Genomic DNA, 14,235 nt, shown 5'->3' on the forward strand with positions numbered 1-14,235 from the left:
TGAGTATGCGTTTTGAAATGAGTTGCTCTGTTGGCTCGAACGTCTTGTTAGAAACATTTAATGTTTGCCATTAAATATTCGTAACCAACAGAAGCATGTTCCACCTAATATAATAGTAAGTTACTTTGTTAGATTAAGTGGCTTGGTCGAACTATAAGCCATTCAAGCAAGACAAATAACAGTTGGCTATTGCTCCTTCGTCGCTTATTTTAGCCAACCATTATTTGCCTCTTAATGGGGCGTTATGCGGTTTCACAATGGAGTAACCTGATAGATGGATGATTTTTTAAAGGGTGTTTATATTAGCGAGGTAAAAAAACAGTGTGAGTTTGGTCTTGCTGCAATCAAGTACTTGAACCATGCATTACAACAAACTAATAACCGTGACTTAGAAAAAGAAGAATCTAGTTTCTATCATTCTGAAGTATTTAGACAAATTCATAGTTTTTTAACACATGCTAGTAACGTATCTAGAATTATCTGGCCTCCACAGTTCAGACAAAAAAAGAAAGAAACCGATGAAGAATATGAACAACGCTTACAACAGAACGACAAAGTTGTAAGAGGAAGAGTTTTGAAGGAAGAGTATGATTTAGATGATTCAAATCCTTTAAAACAAAGGACATTACGTGATCACTTAGAGCATTACGATGAACGTCTAGATCATTGGAGAAATAATAATACAAATAGAGTTATTGTAAGCGATATAATTGGGCCTGCTAATACAATCGTTGGCCCTGCTGAATCAGGATTAATGCGTTGGTTTGATCCAACCCGAAATGTTTTTAAATTTCGAGGTGAGGAGTTTGATCTTCAAACTATTGCAACGTCTATCGATGCAATTCTTTCAACTTCTCGTACACTAGAAAATGAGTTGAGAGAAAGGCGCTTTAACACCGCATAACAAGTCGTTTAAAAGGACAAAAAACAGTTGGCTTTTGCTCCTTCGTCGCTAATTTTAGCCAACTATTTTATTGCCTCTTAACGAGGCGTTAGTAGCCCTTTCCGTTATTAATGTTGGCTACTGGTAATTGGGTACGCAAACTGGTAAGTTTTTAGCTCGGCAGTGTGGGGCAATTAGTCACACCATTAAAAGGAAGTTGGTCATCACATTTACATCACACATATCAACTTCACTACCGCTGGTAAATTTAATATTTAACTTCAGCAGGTTGTGGAGTTGCGTGTCAGTTATAAAAATTAATCAAGTGCTTGCGTGTACCGTGGGCACTAACAAGTTAAATCAACGGAAAATCCCTCGCAGGCCAAACAACGGCCAAAGCGCTCGGGCTTTCCGCTGTTTAAAGCGTTATATTTATTAAGGAGGCTACGTGGATAAGGATACATTAGAGCTAGAAAAACTATCTTCAGAGATAAAGAAACTAAAAGCTGAAATCGAATATATAAAATTACCTTTTTTGAAAAAACCTCAGTTTTGGACAGTTGTTCCTTCCATTATTGTTATTGCATTAAGTTATTTTGGCGCACAAATAACAGAGCAACACAAAGAAATAACTAGGCTCCAAAGTGAACAAGTAAGATTGGAAGCTAAACAGAGTGAATGGAAATTATTCTTTTATAGAAATTCTTTTAACCAAATTGAAAAAGAACTTCAGTTAGGATACTTGCCGGGTTATATCAATGGAATAATCAACTCGACAGAAGGAAGTGAAACCGTAGACCGTATAATAAATAACCCGACCAAAAAATCTATTGGAAAATTTGCTTATGGAGTTGCTATGCAGGTTAGTGAGCAAGCGATAAGCAAGAGGAAAGAATTGGTCGAAGAACGAATAAAATAAATATAACAAGAACATTAAACGGAAAAAATACAGTTGGCTGTTTTCACTCCGTTCAACATTTTAGCCAACTATATTTTTCCGCTTATGTAAGCGTTATATTTCATGGGTACTATGAAGTCCTTTATCATCGAAATGTATTGTCGATTATCTGTTCCAATGTGGGCTGGTTTGTTTTTATATCTAGGCTGGAAAGTTCTAATATCATTCGGCCACATTCTAGGCTTGGATACGGCTGATTTAGATAAACAACAAGATGCAGGTGTAGCTATCTTTGCCTATATTTTCTTGTTCACGCTATTAATTATCGGTGCTTTTGCTGGCTGTTTACTTTGTTGTATTTCACTTTCTAAGATTTTTCGATTACCTGAAAATGATTTTAGGCGCATCTTACTTAGTATGTTGAAAATAGACCGTAAGGAAAGGCTTCTTCAGCGTTATTATTTTTGGTGCTTTAAAATGGCGTATGGAAATGAAATATAACAAAAACATCATGGTGGGAATTTTACTCGCTGAAAAAGCGCTCCTAAAATCCCCATATGTTAAGCGTTAGGCATATGAATACGATACTGAGCGAATCATCAGATAATTTTTATTTTCACAATGTTTCATTTGGCTACAATAAAAATGAAGATTGCGATGAATTGAATATTTTTCTTGTCGAAGGTGAATATGCCGATCACGATACTGCAAAGAGATTAGCCAAAATCACTTTCCTTGCCCCTATAATGTGGCAACAAATGGAAGAGTCACATTCATCATTTGATGAGTATGAAATACGCGATGACGGAGGTTTAATACAAATTATCGAAAGGTCTCGCTATTTCGATTTTGTAAATACAACTTATCCTTGGTATAAAGATATTCGCGGTAAAGCTCAACATATTCGTGTTTGGAGTCAAAATATAGTATCGGAGGTTATTGCCAAAGACATCCCAGCAGTGGTGTGGCAATATGCCTAACAAGCAAATCAACAAGGACTAAAAACAGCGGGCTGTTCGCTCCGCTCAATTTTAGCCCACTATTTTTAGCCTGTTATTTGGGCGTTAGCATGCCAAAGCCTATTCTCAGTTGGTTATCTAAAAGTGGAGTGCATGGCGGTTAGCTTTTTAGCTCATCACGGTCGGTAATATCAGTTCACGTAACCAGTAAGTTCTGGCAATATAAATCATCGAACACTGACAAAGTTAAGGCAAGGGATAATGCAGCATTTACATTTACACAAGGCAGTCACAGTTTGTTAGTTCATCAATCAATTCAAACAGCAGCACGCAATGCGGCAGCTAACAAAAACATCAACCAGAAAATTACTCGCTGGGCTACGCCCAATCGCTTCGTATTTTCTGGTTATATTAAGCGTTAGCACTCTAGGAATATTCCAATGCAGAATCATTCATCAATAAGTAAGTTTTTGAACAGCACATTCGGAATAGCATTATTCAGCGCGATTTTCCTTACTTTAGTCCCGTGGGTATATAAGACTTACCTTTTGTCCTACCAAGAGAGCCGAACAAATACTCAAAATACGATGGAATTATTATCTGAAATAGATCATCGATTGTATTATGTTGCAAAAATTAAAGAAAATTTTCCTCAATATCAAAGAAATGACCTTATTCTTGCATTTCACGGAGAAAATGAAGGGCTCATTCGAAAATATTATAATTTTAAGTCGACTTCCCCTAAACTAGCTAGTCAATCACTTTTAGGGTTAACAATAAGGTTCGCGCGATTAAATCAGTGCATTGATTCACTTGTGTTTACCGAGCTAAGAACTGAAATTGATCGGTTCAAAGATAGTTTTTTAGCTCAAATGGGAAATTTCAAAGGTCGAGATATCCCTCCAAAAGTTGTAGGGGACGCTGAATTAAGCTTACAAAAAATTATATCGGTATGGTCAAAGTTACAAAACGAGTGCTAACAAGCAAATTAACAGGACTTAAAACTGTTTGCTGATTTTCGTTCCTCAAACATTTTAGCCAACTATAATTTTCCGCTTAATGCGGCTTTAAAACCATATGACTCCAACGACCGCTGATCGCTCAAACCGGACTAAACCACAATAAATAGCTACGGCCGCTTTCTTGGGCAAAGCACCCGTTCGGCTAAGTCAGATCCAACTACTACAGTTTGCTCAAACTAACCTGTCAGCTTATAAGCCAGGGCTGAGTTTCAAATATTAATTCGTCGAATTTTTATAGAGTTTACGCTTTGATTTTTCCTAGTTATAAACATACGTGATTTGGGAGAAATCTAAGTATAGAAAATCGCGGGTTTTAAGGGGGGGACAGTTTGAAGCTTTAATACGCTCGCGCAACATCTGTTGGTCTTCTTGAGAGTAATGAATAATCCATGCATTATTTTAAAACTCGTTCATAATTTTTAAATTTTCTATATTTCAAGTTTTTGTAATTTAGGGATAATCAAAAACTAGTAATATTATCTATATTTTATTTTCGAAAAGACAGCTACTCTCAATTTGTTACATATATTAAAAAGGTAATAAATGATGAACATCAATTTATTTGAAGATATTGGGGGACAAGCCGCTGTTGACGCTGCTGTTGATATCTTTTATCGAATAGTATTGAGTGATGAGAGCATCGCTTCATTTTTCGATAATACTGTTGATATCGATCATGACGCTCAATTTGTTCATCAGAAAAGTCACCTGACCAGGTAATTTGATGGGCATCATCATTACATAATTAAAGAAATACGAGCGGCCCATGCAACATTAACAGCATAAGGCTTAAATGAAGTTGCCTTGCTGCTATCTATGATGCTTTCTATTTTTCAACAAAAGCTCTTTCAACCACGTAGTCTCCTTGCACACCCTTTTTAGGACTCTCTTTAAAGCCTATTTCATCAATAATGGCGCACGTCTCTTTCAACATGGATGGGCTACCACACAACATGACGCGATCAAATTCTGGGTCAAGCTCGGGTATGCCAATATCGTGATATAACTTTCCTGTTTTCATTAAATCAGTAATTCGACCCTGATTTTTATATGGTTCTCGAGTGACACTCGGATAGTAAATAAGCTGATCAGTAATCATTTCACCTAGATACTCGTGCTTTGGAAGATCTTCGGTGATTATTTTGTTGTACGACAATTCATCGATAAACCTAACACCATGAAACAAAACAACCTTTTCAAATCGTTCATAGGTTTCAGGGTCTTTGATAATACTTAAAAAAGGAGCCAGTCCTGTTCCAGTACCGATCAATAGCAAATTTCTACCATCGCGAAGATCGTCGATAACCAGTGTTCCGGTTGGTTTACTACCGATAATGACTTCATCACCAATCGCTAAGTGTTGCAACTTAGATGTGAAGGCACCGCCTTCCACTTTAATGCTAAAAAACTCTAAATAATCCTCATGGTTTGCACTAACGATACTATAAGCGCGCAAGATTGGTCTCTTCTCCTCTTGCTCTAAGCCAATGATGATATATTCCCCGTTTCTAAAGCGAAGACTTTGACTACGCGTCGTTTTAAAGGAAAAAAGCGTATCGTTCCAGTGGACGACATCGATGACTTTTTCGGGGTTAAATTTTCTTTGCATAACTTATCCTGTAGTCTGATTATTTTATTTCTTTACCTGCAGCTTGTAGGTCTGCATGGTAGCTAGAACGAACCAATGGGCCTGATGCAGCATGGGTAAAGCCTAGTTCTTTTGCTGTAACACCCAGTTGCTCAAATTCGGCTGGTGTAACATAACGTTTCACTGCCAGATGATGCTTACTGGGTTGCAAGTATTGCCCTAACGTAAGCATTTCTACATTATGCTCACGCAAGTCTTGTAATACGTCGGTAATCTCTTGAATCGTCTCACCAAGACCAAGCATCAGGCCTGATTTTGTGGCTACTTGTGGATGCATGACTTTAAAGCGTCGTAACAACTCCAGTGAATTTTTATAATTAGCCCCAGGACGAACTTCACGGTACATATGTGGAGCAGTTTCAAGGTTATGATTAAATACGTCTGGTGGTGCTGTACTTAATATATCGAGTGCTTTGTCCATACGGCCTTTAAAGTCAGGAACCAAAATTTCTATTTTTATGTTGGGTACCTCCTTACGTATCGCATTAATGCAGTCTACAAAGTGTTGAGCACCACCATCACGAAGGTCATCCCTGTCGACTGATGTAATGACCACATACTTTAATTTCATATCCCGTATTGTGGCTGCTAATTTTTGCGGCTCCTCAGCACTGACTGGTAAAGGTCTGCCATGTGCTACATCACAGAACGGGCAGCGGCGCGTACAAATAGCTCCTAAGATCATAAATGTAGCGGTTCCGTGATTAAAACATTCGTGCAAATTAGGACATGAAGCTTCTTCGCAAACTGAGCTTAGATTATGCTTACGCATAGCTTGTTTAATTTGATCTACTTTCGCTGTATTACTTGGCAGTTTTATTTTTAACCAGCTAGGCTTTTTTAATGTGGTTTCTTTCTCACTAGTGACTATTTTTACTGGAATAAAAGCCAACTTGTCAGCATTTCGCAGCTTTTCTCCAGCCACATATTTTGATTGTTTTATGTTGTTCATAATATTTGTAAGCCCTACTAATACTCTACGTATTACTAATGAATTTTAGCCGATTTGACATGTCTTGAGGCCAAAAAATGACTGGTTAGTATTTTACATTGGTAAAGTGTGATGATCTTAATTAGGGTGTAGGTAACATCGTTTTTAAGTTGTCAATGGCATGGACGGGGGCGCTAGGTCCTGTCATCAGTGGCGCGATGGCAGATAGCACTAACTTGTGTTTAGCTAACATGTTTTTCCCAACAAACGCTTGAGCGGTGACAACTAGGCTGAAATGCCCATTTCCCACATTATTAACTGTGACCTGTGCGTCAGTAATTTCATTTATAATCATATCTTGAATTGTCTGATTGATGCTCATGTGATTATTCCTAATTGGATGTGTGCGATTTGTCTAATAATTGAAGAATTGTGCGATTGATTTATTTGCACAGGAGCAGGTATAACGTCGTTTGATTTAGCTATCTTCACCACAAGCTATTAAGATTTTTACTGGGATAGTAGTGGATACACTTTGAGGTTGTTCGGGCTAACCTTGCATAAAAATAACAACGGCATTATCGATGTATGGCTCTTCAATTTTGTTGACGATATGCATCTACTACTCCCTATAAGTTGTTGATTAATCATTGTTAATGACAAATTGAAATGTTGTTTAGCTAACATCGCTTTGCGAGATATAATATTTTTTTGACCATTGCGCGCAAACCATTACCTCGCATCGAACTCAAATGACTGAATAAATCAATATCGGTAAAAAATGCTTCGATATTAAAATCAGTTACTTCCTGAGGTGTTTTTTTATTAAATGCACTGAGAACGATACCTGCTAGCCCTTTAACAATTTGGGCTTCGCTGTCGACCGCCATTAAAAGAAGATTATTTTTTGCATCGTATTCGCATACTAGCCATACTTGACTTTGACAGCCGACTATAAGATTTTCGTCAGTTTTAAATGACACGGGTAGGGTAGGAAGTTCCTTACCAAGGTCTATTATATAACGGTAACGATCTTCCCAATCATCAAAGAAGCAAAGAGTCTCTGCGATGTCTTCAGACTTGATTTTAGTGCCAAAGGGGCTGTCTGAAAAGTGGGTGATAGGCAGGTTATTCATCAGAATAACCCCATCTCTAATTGTGCTTCTTCGGTCATCATTTCTCGACTCCATGGCGGATCAAGTACAAGGTCGACCTTCACGTTATCTACATTAGGCACTAGCCCAACTTTATATTTAACATCATCTACCAATACAGGACCCATACCACAAGCAGGAGCCGTTAACGTCATGGAAATCAATACTGTATTGCCCTCAATTTTACAGCCATATATTAAACCTAAATCAACAATGCTAACTGGCATTTCTGGATCGTAAACAGCAGATATCGCTTTCCATACATTACTTTCAATCACCGTTTCATCGCCTGAGTCCTCAAATTCTAAAATGATGGGTTCAAACCCAAGAGCATCGGCATCAGTGCCATCAACCCGAGCCATATTACCGTTAACAAGAACGGTATATGCTCCACCTAATGATTGTGTCAGAGTGACAAAGGTATCTTTTTTAATGGTGATAGGAATGCCGTCTGGCACCAGTAGCGCTGGACAATCTTTATTCACAACTATTATTTGCTTTTGCATAACATTTTTCCAGTATATTGAGTTAAACCATCAGACTGAAAAGCTTTCACCACAACCACATTCTGCTGAGCTATTCGGATTAATAAACTTAATCACTTTGTTCAATCCCTCAGTGACGCAGTCAATCTCAGTACCATTTACATAGGGTAAGGCTTCTTGAGTGACGTAGAGTTTTAATTCATCATCATTAATGATGACTAGGTGTTCTTCTGTGCTGGGGTTGTCAATAAAATCCAACACATATTTAAAACCATTGCAGCCACTTTTTTTTACTGAAAAGCACAATCCAACTGCGTGCTTAATTTTTATTTTTTGAGTCAAAAAAGTACGCGCACTATCACTTAAAGACACACGAGGCTTACTTGGTTCAAAAGTCATTACAGTCATAATATTACCCATTTTTAATGTGATTTTTAGTTAAAGGAATGTTCTCACTTTAGTTAAAGCTGCAAATAACATTGCCACTTCTTCTTCGGTGTTATACATAGAAAACGATGCGCGTACCGTGCCTGAAATGCCCAGTTCATTCATTAACGGCATCGTGCAATGATGGCCTGTTCGTACAGCAATACCTTGTTGATTGAGCAAAGTACCTACATCACTTGGATGTGCATCACCCATGAGAAAAGAAAAAATAGCGGTCTTATTTTCTGCAGTGCCGTAAATATGAATATCATCCATACTATTGGCTAACTCTGAGCAATAATTAGTTAATCGCTGTTCGTGTGCTATCGCACCTACTCGGTCAATGCTGTTTACATAATCGATGGCTGCTGCGAGTCCTATTGCACCAGCAATATTCGGCGTGCCGGCTTCAAATTTGTAGGGCAATTCATTCCAAGTTGCCTGCTGAAATGTGACTGTTTTGATCATCTCTCCGCCGGTTTGAAACGGGGGTAGTTGCTCTAATTGAACTTCTTTGCCATACAACACACCGATACCCGTAGGGCCAAATAACTTATGTCCTGAGAAGACGTAAAAATCACAATTCAGGTCCTGGACATCAACAAAGCCATGACCAATGGCTTGTGCGCCATCTATCACTGTTATGGCATTAACTTGCTGTGCAAATTGCACGATTTCTTTAACCTGATTTATCGTACCAAGCGTGTTGGAGACATGTGTCATAGCAACAACTGCGGTATTTTTATTGAGTAACGTCTTATAAATTGAAAAATTCAGCTCGCCTTTTTCATTTATCGGAGCCACCACAAGTTTGGCACCGCTTCGCTTTGCTGCCACTTGCCAAGGCACAATGTTGGCATGGTGTTCCATTGCTGAAATAATAATTTCATCACCTGGCTTTAAAAAGCTTTGCGCTAATCCACTGGCAATTGTATTGATGGCTTCTGTTGTGCCTCTTGTCCACACTATTTCATGAGCATGTTTTGCATTAATAAAACCTTGCACTTTACTACGTGCATTTTCAAACAGCTCAGTAGCATTATCACTCAGAGTGTGAGCACCTCGATGCACATTAGCGTTATTCATATTATAAAATTGGCTGATAGCATCGATGACAATCTGTGGCTTTTGAGTGGTTGCCGCGTTATCCAAATAGATTAAAGGTTTACCTTTAACCTTTTGATCCAGTATGGGGAAATCTTGCCGAACTTTTGCAATATTAAACGTGTTGTCTTGCTCAACTGCATCTATAGAGGACATCGTTACTTTTCTCCTTTGTGGTGTAATGAGGAAAGTAAGCTAGATGAACGCTGTGTAACAAACTCTCGCACACTATTCTGTGGTAGTTGTTCGACTATTTCGGCAATAAAAGCCAGGCTTAATAGACGTTTAGCTTCGACCCTTGGAATCCCCCTAGATTGTAAATAAAATAATGCCTCACTATTGATTTGACCAACTGTGGCACCGTGTGAACATCTCACATCATCAGCATAAATCTCTAGTTCAGGTTTAGTATTGATGGTGGCAGTGCTTGAGAGTAATAAGTTTTTGTTACTGAGCTCGGCCAATGTTTTTTGAGCGTTTGGATGAATATGAATGCGGCCATTGAAGACAGCATTGGCTTGGTCATCGACTAAACCTCGAAATACCTCATTGCTGCTGCAATTTGGCGCAATATGTTGCATACAAATATGGTTATCAATGGTTTGTTGATGGCGACCGTAAAAACTGCCTCGAATATCATTACTCGCATACTCCCCCTGCAAGGACACCGTAAGATCATTACGTTTCAATTTAGATGCAAGGCTAATTTGATGTTGTTGATAAGTGCTATGATGACCTTGTTTTACGCGATGACTGCATATGCTCGTGACACTCTCATCAAGTTGCAGTCGGCTATGGGTAATATGCGCCTTGTCGTTTACAAAACATTCAATCACGGTATTAACCATTGCCGTGTGTTTGAGTGGTGCGTCTTCATGCTCGATTATTGTGGCTTTACTGCCGGTTTCAGCAATAATTAATAATCGCATCATGTTTGTTTTTGGCTGATCACCTTGTGTTAGGTTTACGATGTAAAAGGGCTTGTCGACCTCACAATGCTCTGGAATATGGATAAGTAAACCATCTTCAAGTTGCGCGCTGTTAAGGCTAGAAAAGTAGTCATGGTAATAGTTATGACTGGTATCTAGGTGTTCAATAATGAGTTGCTGCTGAGCGGTATTAGCCTCAGAGAACAAAGTGCTGTAAGGGTTACTATCAAGGTGAGATAGTTCACTCACAAACACGCCATTGACAAAAACTAAACGATACGCATCAAGGTCCTTTATTAAAGACTGCGCAAGTAGTTCATCAATATCGTCGATACTTTTTGAATAGTTTACTTGCATGCTTTGTGCGTCAAGTTGATCATCAGCTAACAATTTTTCAAGCTTCAGATATTTCCAATCTTCGGTTTTTTGGGTCGGTAATTGCAGCGCTCTTAAACGTTCACAAGCTGCATCACGAATACCTCGTAACCACGGATTTTTTTGAGATATTTGCTCGTTGCTAAAGTCAGTCGTTATTTGCTGTAGGTTATTCATGGCTAAACCTTAAGTGGATTTGCTGATTGCTCAGTTCCACTTTCTAACCAACTGTAGCCTTTTTCTTCTAACTCTAACGCCAGCTCACTTCCACCAGATTTAATGATTTTCCCGTCGGCCAATACATGCACAAAATCAGGTTGCACGTAATCTAACAACCTTTGATAATGAGTAATCAAAATAAAGGAACGTTCGGGACTGCGTAACTGATTGATACCATCAGCCACTACTTTAAGTGCATCGATATCTAAACCTGAGTCAGTCTCATCAAGTAAACATAGCTTTGGCTCTAGCATCAGCATCTGCATAATTTCATTACGCTTTTTCTCGCCACCTGAAAAACCTTCATTCACACCACGCTTCAGGAAGTCAGTATCTAAATCGACCAGTCGACATTTCTCACGTGCCAGCTTCATAAACTCAACAGCACTCAAAAGAGGCTTGTTTTGATGAGTATGTAGACATTCAAGGGATGTTTTTAAAAACTCAAGATTGCTGACCCCAGGTATTTCAACTGGGTACTGAAAGGCAAGAAAAATGCCTTCCCGTGCACGATCTTCAGGCACAAGCGATAATAAGTCTTTGCCTTCAAACATGACGGTTCCATCGGTCGCTTCATAGTTATCACGACCTGCTAGTACATTGGATAGCGTGCTTTTGCCGCTCCCATTCGGTCCCATAATGGCGTGGACTTCACCAGGTTTAACCTCAATATTTAATCCTTTGAGGATCTCTTTTCCATCAATCTTGGCTCTTAAATTTGCAACGTTTAGCATCTATTGACCTTATTATCTTTTAATCAAGTTTTTATCAGTGTGGTAATACAACTGATGTCTGTTTCATGAAACTTTGTTGATCCTTCGCAGCGCGTTATCCAACCGCACCCTCTAAGCTGATCTCTAATAGTTTTCCGGCTTCAACAGCAAACTCCATTGGCAACTCTTTGAAAACAGATTTACAAAAACCATTAACAATCATGGATACCGCTTTTTCAGGATCGATACCGCGTTGTTGGCACAGGAATAACTGATCATCACTGACTTTTGATGTTGTCGCTTCATGTTCGACAATCGCAGTTGGATTTTTGCTAACAATGTATGGAAAGGTATTTGCAGCACATTTATCACCAATTAAGAGTGAATCGCATTGGGTGAAATTACGTGCACCTTCTGCTTTTGGTGACATATTGACTAATCCCCGATAGGTATTAGACCCTTTGCCAGCTGAAATGCCTTTTGAGATAATGGTACTGCGAGTATTACGACCCAGATGGATCATCTTGGTCCCAGTATCCGCTTGTTGTGCGTTTCGGGTTAAGGCAACTGAATAAAATTCACCTACACTATTATCACCCATTAATACTACGCTTGGGTACTTCCAGGTGATGGCGGAGCCTGTTTCTACTTGAGTCCATGATATTTTTGCGTCGGTATGGCAGATACCGCGTTTGGTAACAAAGTTATAGATACCCCCTTTACCGTTTTCATCGCCGGGGTACCAGTTTTGAACGGTTGAATATTTAATTTGTGCACCTTTTAATGCAACCAATTCGACGACTGCTCCGTGCAGTTGATTTTCGTCTCGCGATGGCGCGGTACAGCCTTCAAGATAGCTAACATAGCTACCCTCGTCAGCAATAATGAGGGTGCGTTCAAATTGACCCGTGTTCATCTCATTGATCCGGAAGTAGGTCGACAACTCCATCGGACACCTAACCCCTTTAGGTATATAGACAAACGAACCGTCACTAAATACTGCACAGTTTAAAGCGGCATAATAATTATCTCTTACGGGGACCACTGAGCCCAAGTATTTTTTGATTAATTCAGGATGTTCGATTATCGCTTCTGAAAGTGAACAGAAAATTACGCCTGACTCAGCAAGCTTTTCCTTGAAGGTGGTGATAATAGAAACACTATCAAATACTATATCAACGGCAACACCAGCCAGCATTTCTTGTTCATGTAATGGAATACCTAGTTTTTCGTATGTACGCAGAAGTTCTGGGTCGACCTCGGCCAAGCTTTTAGGTGCATCATCCTGACTTTTTGGACTTGAATAGTAGGCAATGGCATCAAAGTCAATTTCAGGGTAATTGACTTGCGCCCATTCGGGACGCTCCATCTCTAGCCATTTTTGGTAGGCTTTTAAACGCCATTTCAGCATGTATTCTGGTTCATTTTTTTTGGCTGATATTTTTCGTATGACATTTTCATTTAACCCAGGATCAAATGTTTGCATTTCAACATCGGTAATAAAACCCGCTTCATAGCTGGAATTAATACGCTCATCAATAACACTGCTTTCGCTCATAATGATTAACTCTCTTTTGTAGATTTGCAAAGTAAATAGTGTGGAGTCACATAGCCACTTTTTGATCTCGAATGTATTGTATGAAACTCAAGCACCATAAAGAATACTAATTTAGTAATGTATGTTAGCCTTTAAACTTCTAACAATCAATACAATACTAAATCAGTATACATCCGGTGCTGTATTGAGTCTTATAATGGTTAGAATTACGATTTATAGTGGTTTGATAATTAGAGTTAAATTCAATCTGGTTATGTTTCATTTTTGCGGCTTTGCCGAACTGGAGCTATCTGGGCTATTCACTACTGAGTGATAATGGGGTAAATAAGTCATACCATTGAGGTATACTATTTTTTATGTTAATGATTGTATTATATATTTTTTTCGAGAGAGTCTTTGATGATAAGAATTAGCCGCATGGCAGATTATGCGCTGTTAGTGGTATTTAAAATGCGTAATCTTGATGAGCTAATTACGCTAAGCGGCTTGTGTGAGTTGACTCACTTGCCTCTACCGACCATACGTAAATTGATGCGTGCACTGACTAAAAGTAATTTAGTCAAATCAGTTAGAGGCCCTCATGGTGGCTATAAACTGAGTCGCCAACCGGATCAAACATCCATCGCAGAAGTGATCGAAGCCATTGACGGACCAATAGCTCTAACAGAGTGTGCTAAGTTGGATGGGGGAGATTGTCAAATTGCAAGTACCTGTGAATTGAAAGATAATTGGAATATCGTTAACCGTCTTATTTCCAATGCTCTTCACAATGTAACACTTGATGCAATGGGGCATATGCCTTTCGATATCAAACAACTGAATTCAGAGTTAATAAAAGTACCTAATCAAAACCAATAACTATTCAAACATTAGAAGCTATAACTCGTTATTCACAGCATTTCGCCAAGTTACTGAATGACTTTTGGCTACC

Annotated in this window: 17 protein-coding genes; 7 read left to right on the forward strand and 10 right to left on the reverse strand. The window is 38.8% G+C overall.

What is annotated here, in order from left to right; all coding sequences use genetic code 11:
• The first annotated feature begins 274 nt into the window (after positions 1 to 274).
• The 6 genes from C427_RS08040 to C427_RS25850 all read left to right on the forward strand — a co-directional run bounded on the left by C427_RS08040 (position 275) and on the right by C427_RS25850 (position 4,482).
• Positions 275 to 904, forward strand: a complete 630-nt coding sequence (locus C427_RS08040; protein WP_007643642.1) for a hypothetical protein — start codon at positions 275 to 277, stop codon at positions 902 to 904.
• Positions 905 to 1,331: 427 nt separating this feature from the next.
• Positions 1,332 to 1,802 carry a cytochrome c oxidase subunit II gene (locus C427_RS08045; RefSeq protein ID WP_007643640.1) on the forward strand — a complete coding sequence of 157 codons (471 nt, stop codon included), beginning with the start codon at positions 1,332 to 1,334 and terminating at the stop codon, positions 1,800 to 1,802.
• 102 nt (positions 1,803 to 1,904) lie between these two features.
• A complete protein-coding gene (locus C427_RS08050) occupies positions 1,905 to 2,282 on the forward strand; it encodes a hypothetical protein (RefSeq protein ID WP_226991302.1) in 378 nt (125 codons plus the stop codon).
• Between the two features lie 74 nt (positions 2,283 to 2,356).
• Positions 2,357 to 2,761, forward strand: coding sequence for a hypothetical protein (locus tag C427_RS08055; RefSeq protein ID WP_015430662.1), 405 nt, complete (start codon positions 2,357 to 2,359; stop codon positions 2,759 to 2,761).
• Between the two features lie 419 nt (positions 2,762 to 3,180).
• Complete coding sequence (locus C427_RS08060; protein WP_226991301.1) at positions 3,181 to 3,720, forward strand: hypothetical protein; 540 nt, start codon at positions 3,181 to 3,183, stop codon at positions 3,718 to 3,720.
• A 585-nt stretch (positions 3,721 to 4,305) separates the two neighbouring features.
• Positions 4,306 to 4,482, forward strand: a complete 177-nt coding sequence (locus tag C427_RS25850; RefSeq protein WP_226991300.1) for a globin domain-containing protein — start codon at positions 4,306 to 4,308, stop codon at positions 4,480 to 4,482.
• Between the two features lie 106 nt (positions 4,483 to 4,588).
• On the opposite strand, the gene C427_RS08065 is transcribed toward C427_RS25850, so the two are convergent.
• From C427_RS08065 to sufB, 10 genes are all read right to left on the reverse strand, one after another.
• The gene (locus C427_RS08065) at positions 4,589 to 5,371 is read right to left on the reverse strand and encodes a ferredoxin--NADP reductase (RefSeq protein ID WP_007643631.1); all 783 of its coding nucleotides are present in this window, start codon (positions 5,369 to 5,371) and stop codon (positions 4,589 to 4,591) included.
• A gap of 19 nt (positions 5,372 to 5,390) precedes the next feature.
• Positions 5,391 to 6,362: a lipoyl synthase gene (gene lipA / locus C427_RS08070; RefSeq protein ID WP_007643630.1), complete on the reverse strand. Its 972-nt coding sequence runs from the start codon at positions 6,360 to 6,362 to the stop codon at positions 5,391 to 5,393.
• Positions 6,363 to 6,483: 121 nt separating this feature from the next.
• Positions 6,484 to 6,723 carry a BolA/IbaG family iron-sulfur metabolism protein gene (locus tag C427_RS08075; protein ID WP_007643629.1) on the reverse strand — a complete coding sequence of 80 codons (240 nt, stop codon included), beginning with the start codon at positions 6,721 to 6,723 and terminating at the stop codon, positions 6,484 to 6,486.
• Positions 6,724 to 7,021: 298 nt separating this feature from the next.
• A complete protein-coding gene (locus tag C427_RS08080) occupies positions 7,022 to 7,477 on the reverse strand; it encodes a SufE family protein (protein ID WP_007643628.1) in 456 nt (151 codons plus the stop codon).
• A complete protein-coding gene (sufT, locus tag C427_RS08085; protein WP_007643626.1) occupies positions 7,477 to 8,001 on the reverse strand; it encodes a putative Fe-S cluster assembly protein SufT in 525 nt (174 codons plus the stop codon). The genes C427_RS08080 and sufT overlap by 1 nt, the downstream gene beginning before the upstream one ends.
• Positions 8,002 to 8,031: 30 nt before the next feature.
• Positions 8,032 to 8,388, reverse strand: a complete 357-nt coding sequence (locus C427_RS08090; protein ID WP_007643624.1) for a HesB/IscA family protein — start codon at positions 8,386 to 8,388, stop codon at positions 8,032 to 8,034.
• Between the two features lie 30 nt (positions 8,389 to 8,418).
• Positions 8,419 to 9,666 carry an aminotransferase class V-fold PLP-dependent enzyme gene (locus C427_RS08095; protein ID WP_007643623.1) on the reverse strand — a complete coding sequence of 416 codons (1,248 nt, stop codon included), beginning with the start codon at positions 9,664 to 9,666 and terminating at the stop codon, positions 8,419 to 8,421.
• Between the two features lie 2 nt (positions 9,667 to 9,668).
• Positions 9,669 to 10,991, reverse strand: coding sequence for a Fe-S cluster assembly protein SufD (gene sufD / locus C427_RS08100; RefSeq protein WP_007643621.1), 1,323 nt, complete (start codon positions 10,989 to 10,991; stop codon positions 9,669 to 9,671).
• A gap of 2 nt (positions 10,992 to 10,993) precedes the next feature.
• A complete protein-coding gene (gene sufC / locus C427_RS08105; protein WP_007643619.1) occupies positions 10,994 to 11,767 on the reverse strand; it encodes a Fe-S cluster assembly ATPase SufC in 774 nt (257 codons plus the stop codon).
• Positions 11,768 to 11,861: 94 nt separating this feature from the next.
• The gene (gene sufB, locus C427_RS08110) at positions 11,862 to 13,304 is read right to left on the reverse strand and encodes a Fe-S cluster assembly protein SufB (RefSeq protein WP_007643617.1); all 1,443 of its coding nucleotides are present in this window, start codon (positions 13,302 to 13,304) and stop codon (positions 11,862 to 11,864) included.
• A gap of 399 nt (positions 13,305 to 13,703) precedes the next feature.
• Here sufB and C427_RS08115 point away from each other — a divergent pair, with 399 nt between their 5' ends.
• Positions 13,704 to 14,162 (forward strand): SUF system Fe-S cluster assembly regulator, encoded by a 459-nt coding sequence (locus tag C427_RS08115; RefSeq protein ID WP_034900340.1) that lies wholly within the window; start codon positions 13,704 to 13,706, stop codon positions 14,160 to 14,162.
• Positions 14,163 to 14,235: the final 73 nt, after the last annotated feature.

Origin of the sequence: Paraglaciecola psychrophila 170, assembly GCF_000347635.1 — a bacterium.
Taxonomy (GTDB): Bacteria; Pseudomonadota; Gammaproteobacteria; order Enterobacterales; family Alteromonadaceae; genus Paraglaciecola; species Paraglaciecola psychrophila.

Excerpts from the sequence above, each read along its gene's own strand:
- C427_RS08040 (WP_007643642.1), top strand. The coding sequence starts at position 275 with ATGGATGATTTTTTAAAGGGTGTTTATATTAGCGAGGTAAAAAAACAG.
- C427_RS08050 (WP_226991302.1), top strand. The coding sequence starts at position 1,905 with ATGGGTACTATGAAGTCCTTTATCATCGAAATGTATTGTCGATTATCT.
- C427_RS08055 (WP_015430662.1), top strand. The coding sequence starts at position 2,357 with ATGAATACGATACTGAGCGAATCATCAGATAATTTTTATTTTCACAAT.
- C427_RS08060 (WP_226991301.1), top strand. The coding sequence starts at position 3,181 with ATGCAGAATCATTCATCAATAAGTAAGTTTTTGAACAGCACATTCGGA.
- C427_RS25850 (WP_226991300.1), top strand. The coding sequence starts at position 4,306 with ATGATGAACATCAATTTATTTGAAGATATTGGGGGACAAGCCGCTGTT.
- C427_RS08065 (WP_007643631.1), bottom strand. The coding sequence starts at position 5,371 with ATGCAAAGAAAATTTAACCCCGAAAAAGTCATCGATGTCGTCCACTGG.
- lipA (WP_007643630.1), bottom strand. The coding sequence starts at position 6,362 with ATGAACAACATAAAACAATCAAAATATGTGGCTGGAGAAAAGCTGCGA.
- C427_RS08075 (WP_007643629.1), bottom strand. The coding sequence starts at position 6,723 with ATGAGCATCAATCAGACAATTCAAGATATGATTATAAATGAAATTACT.
- C427_RS08080 (WP_007643628.1), bottom strand. The coding sequence starts at position 7,477 with ATGAATAACCTGCCTATCACCCACTTTTCAGACAGCCCCTTTGGCACT.
- sufT (WP_007643626.1), bottom strand. The coding sequence starts at position 8,001 with ATGCAAAAGCAAATAATAGTTGTGAATAAAGATTGTCCAGCGCTACTG.
- C427_RS08090 (WP_007643624.1), bottom strand. The coding sequence starts at position 8,388 with ATGACTGTAATGACTTTTGAACCAAGTAAGCCTCGTGTGTCTTTAAGT.
- C427_RS08095 (WP_007643623.1), bottom strand. The coding sequence starts at position 9,666 with ATGTCCTCTATAGATGCAGTTGAGCAAGACAACACGTTTAATATTGCA.
- sufD (WP_007643621.1), bottom strand. The coding sequence starts at position 10,991 with ATGAATAACCTACAGCAAATAACGACTGACTTTAGCAACGAGCAAATA.
- sufC (WP_007643619.1), bottom strand. The coding sequence starts at position 11,767 with ATGCTAAACGTTGCAAATTTAAGAGCCAAGATTGATGGAAAAGAGATC.
- sufB (WP_007643617.1), bottom strand. The coding sequence starts at position 13,304 with ATGAGCGAAAGCAGTGTTATTGATGAGCGTATTAATTCCAGCTATGAA.
- C427_RS08115 (WP_034900340.1), top strand. The coding sequence starts at position 13,704 with ATGATAAGAATTAGCCGCATGGCAGATTATGCGCTGTTAGTGGTATTT.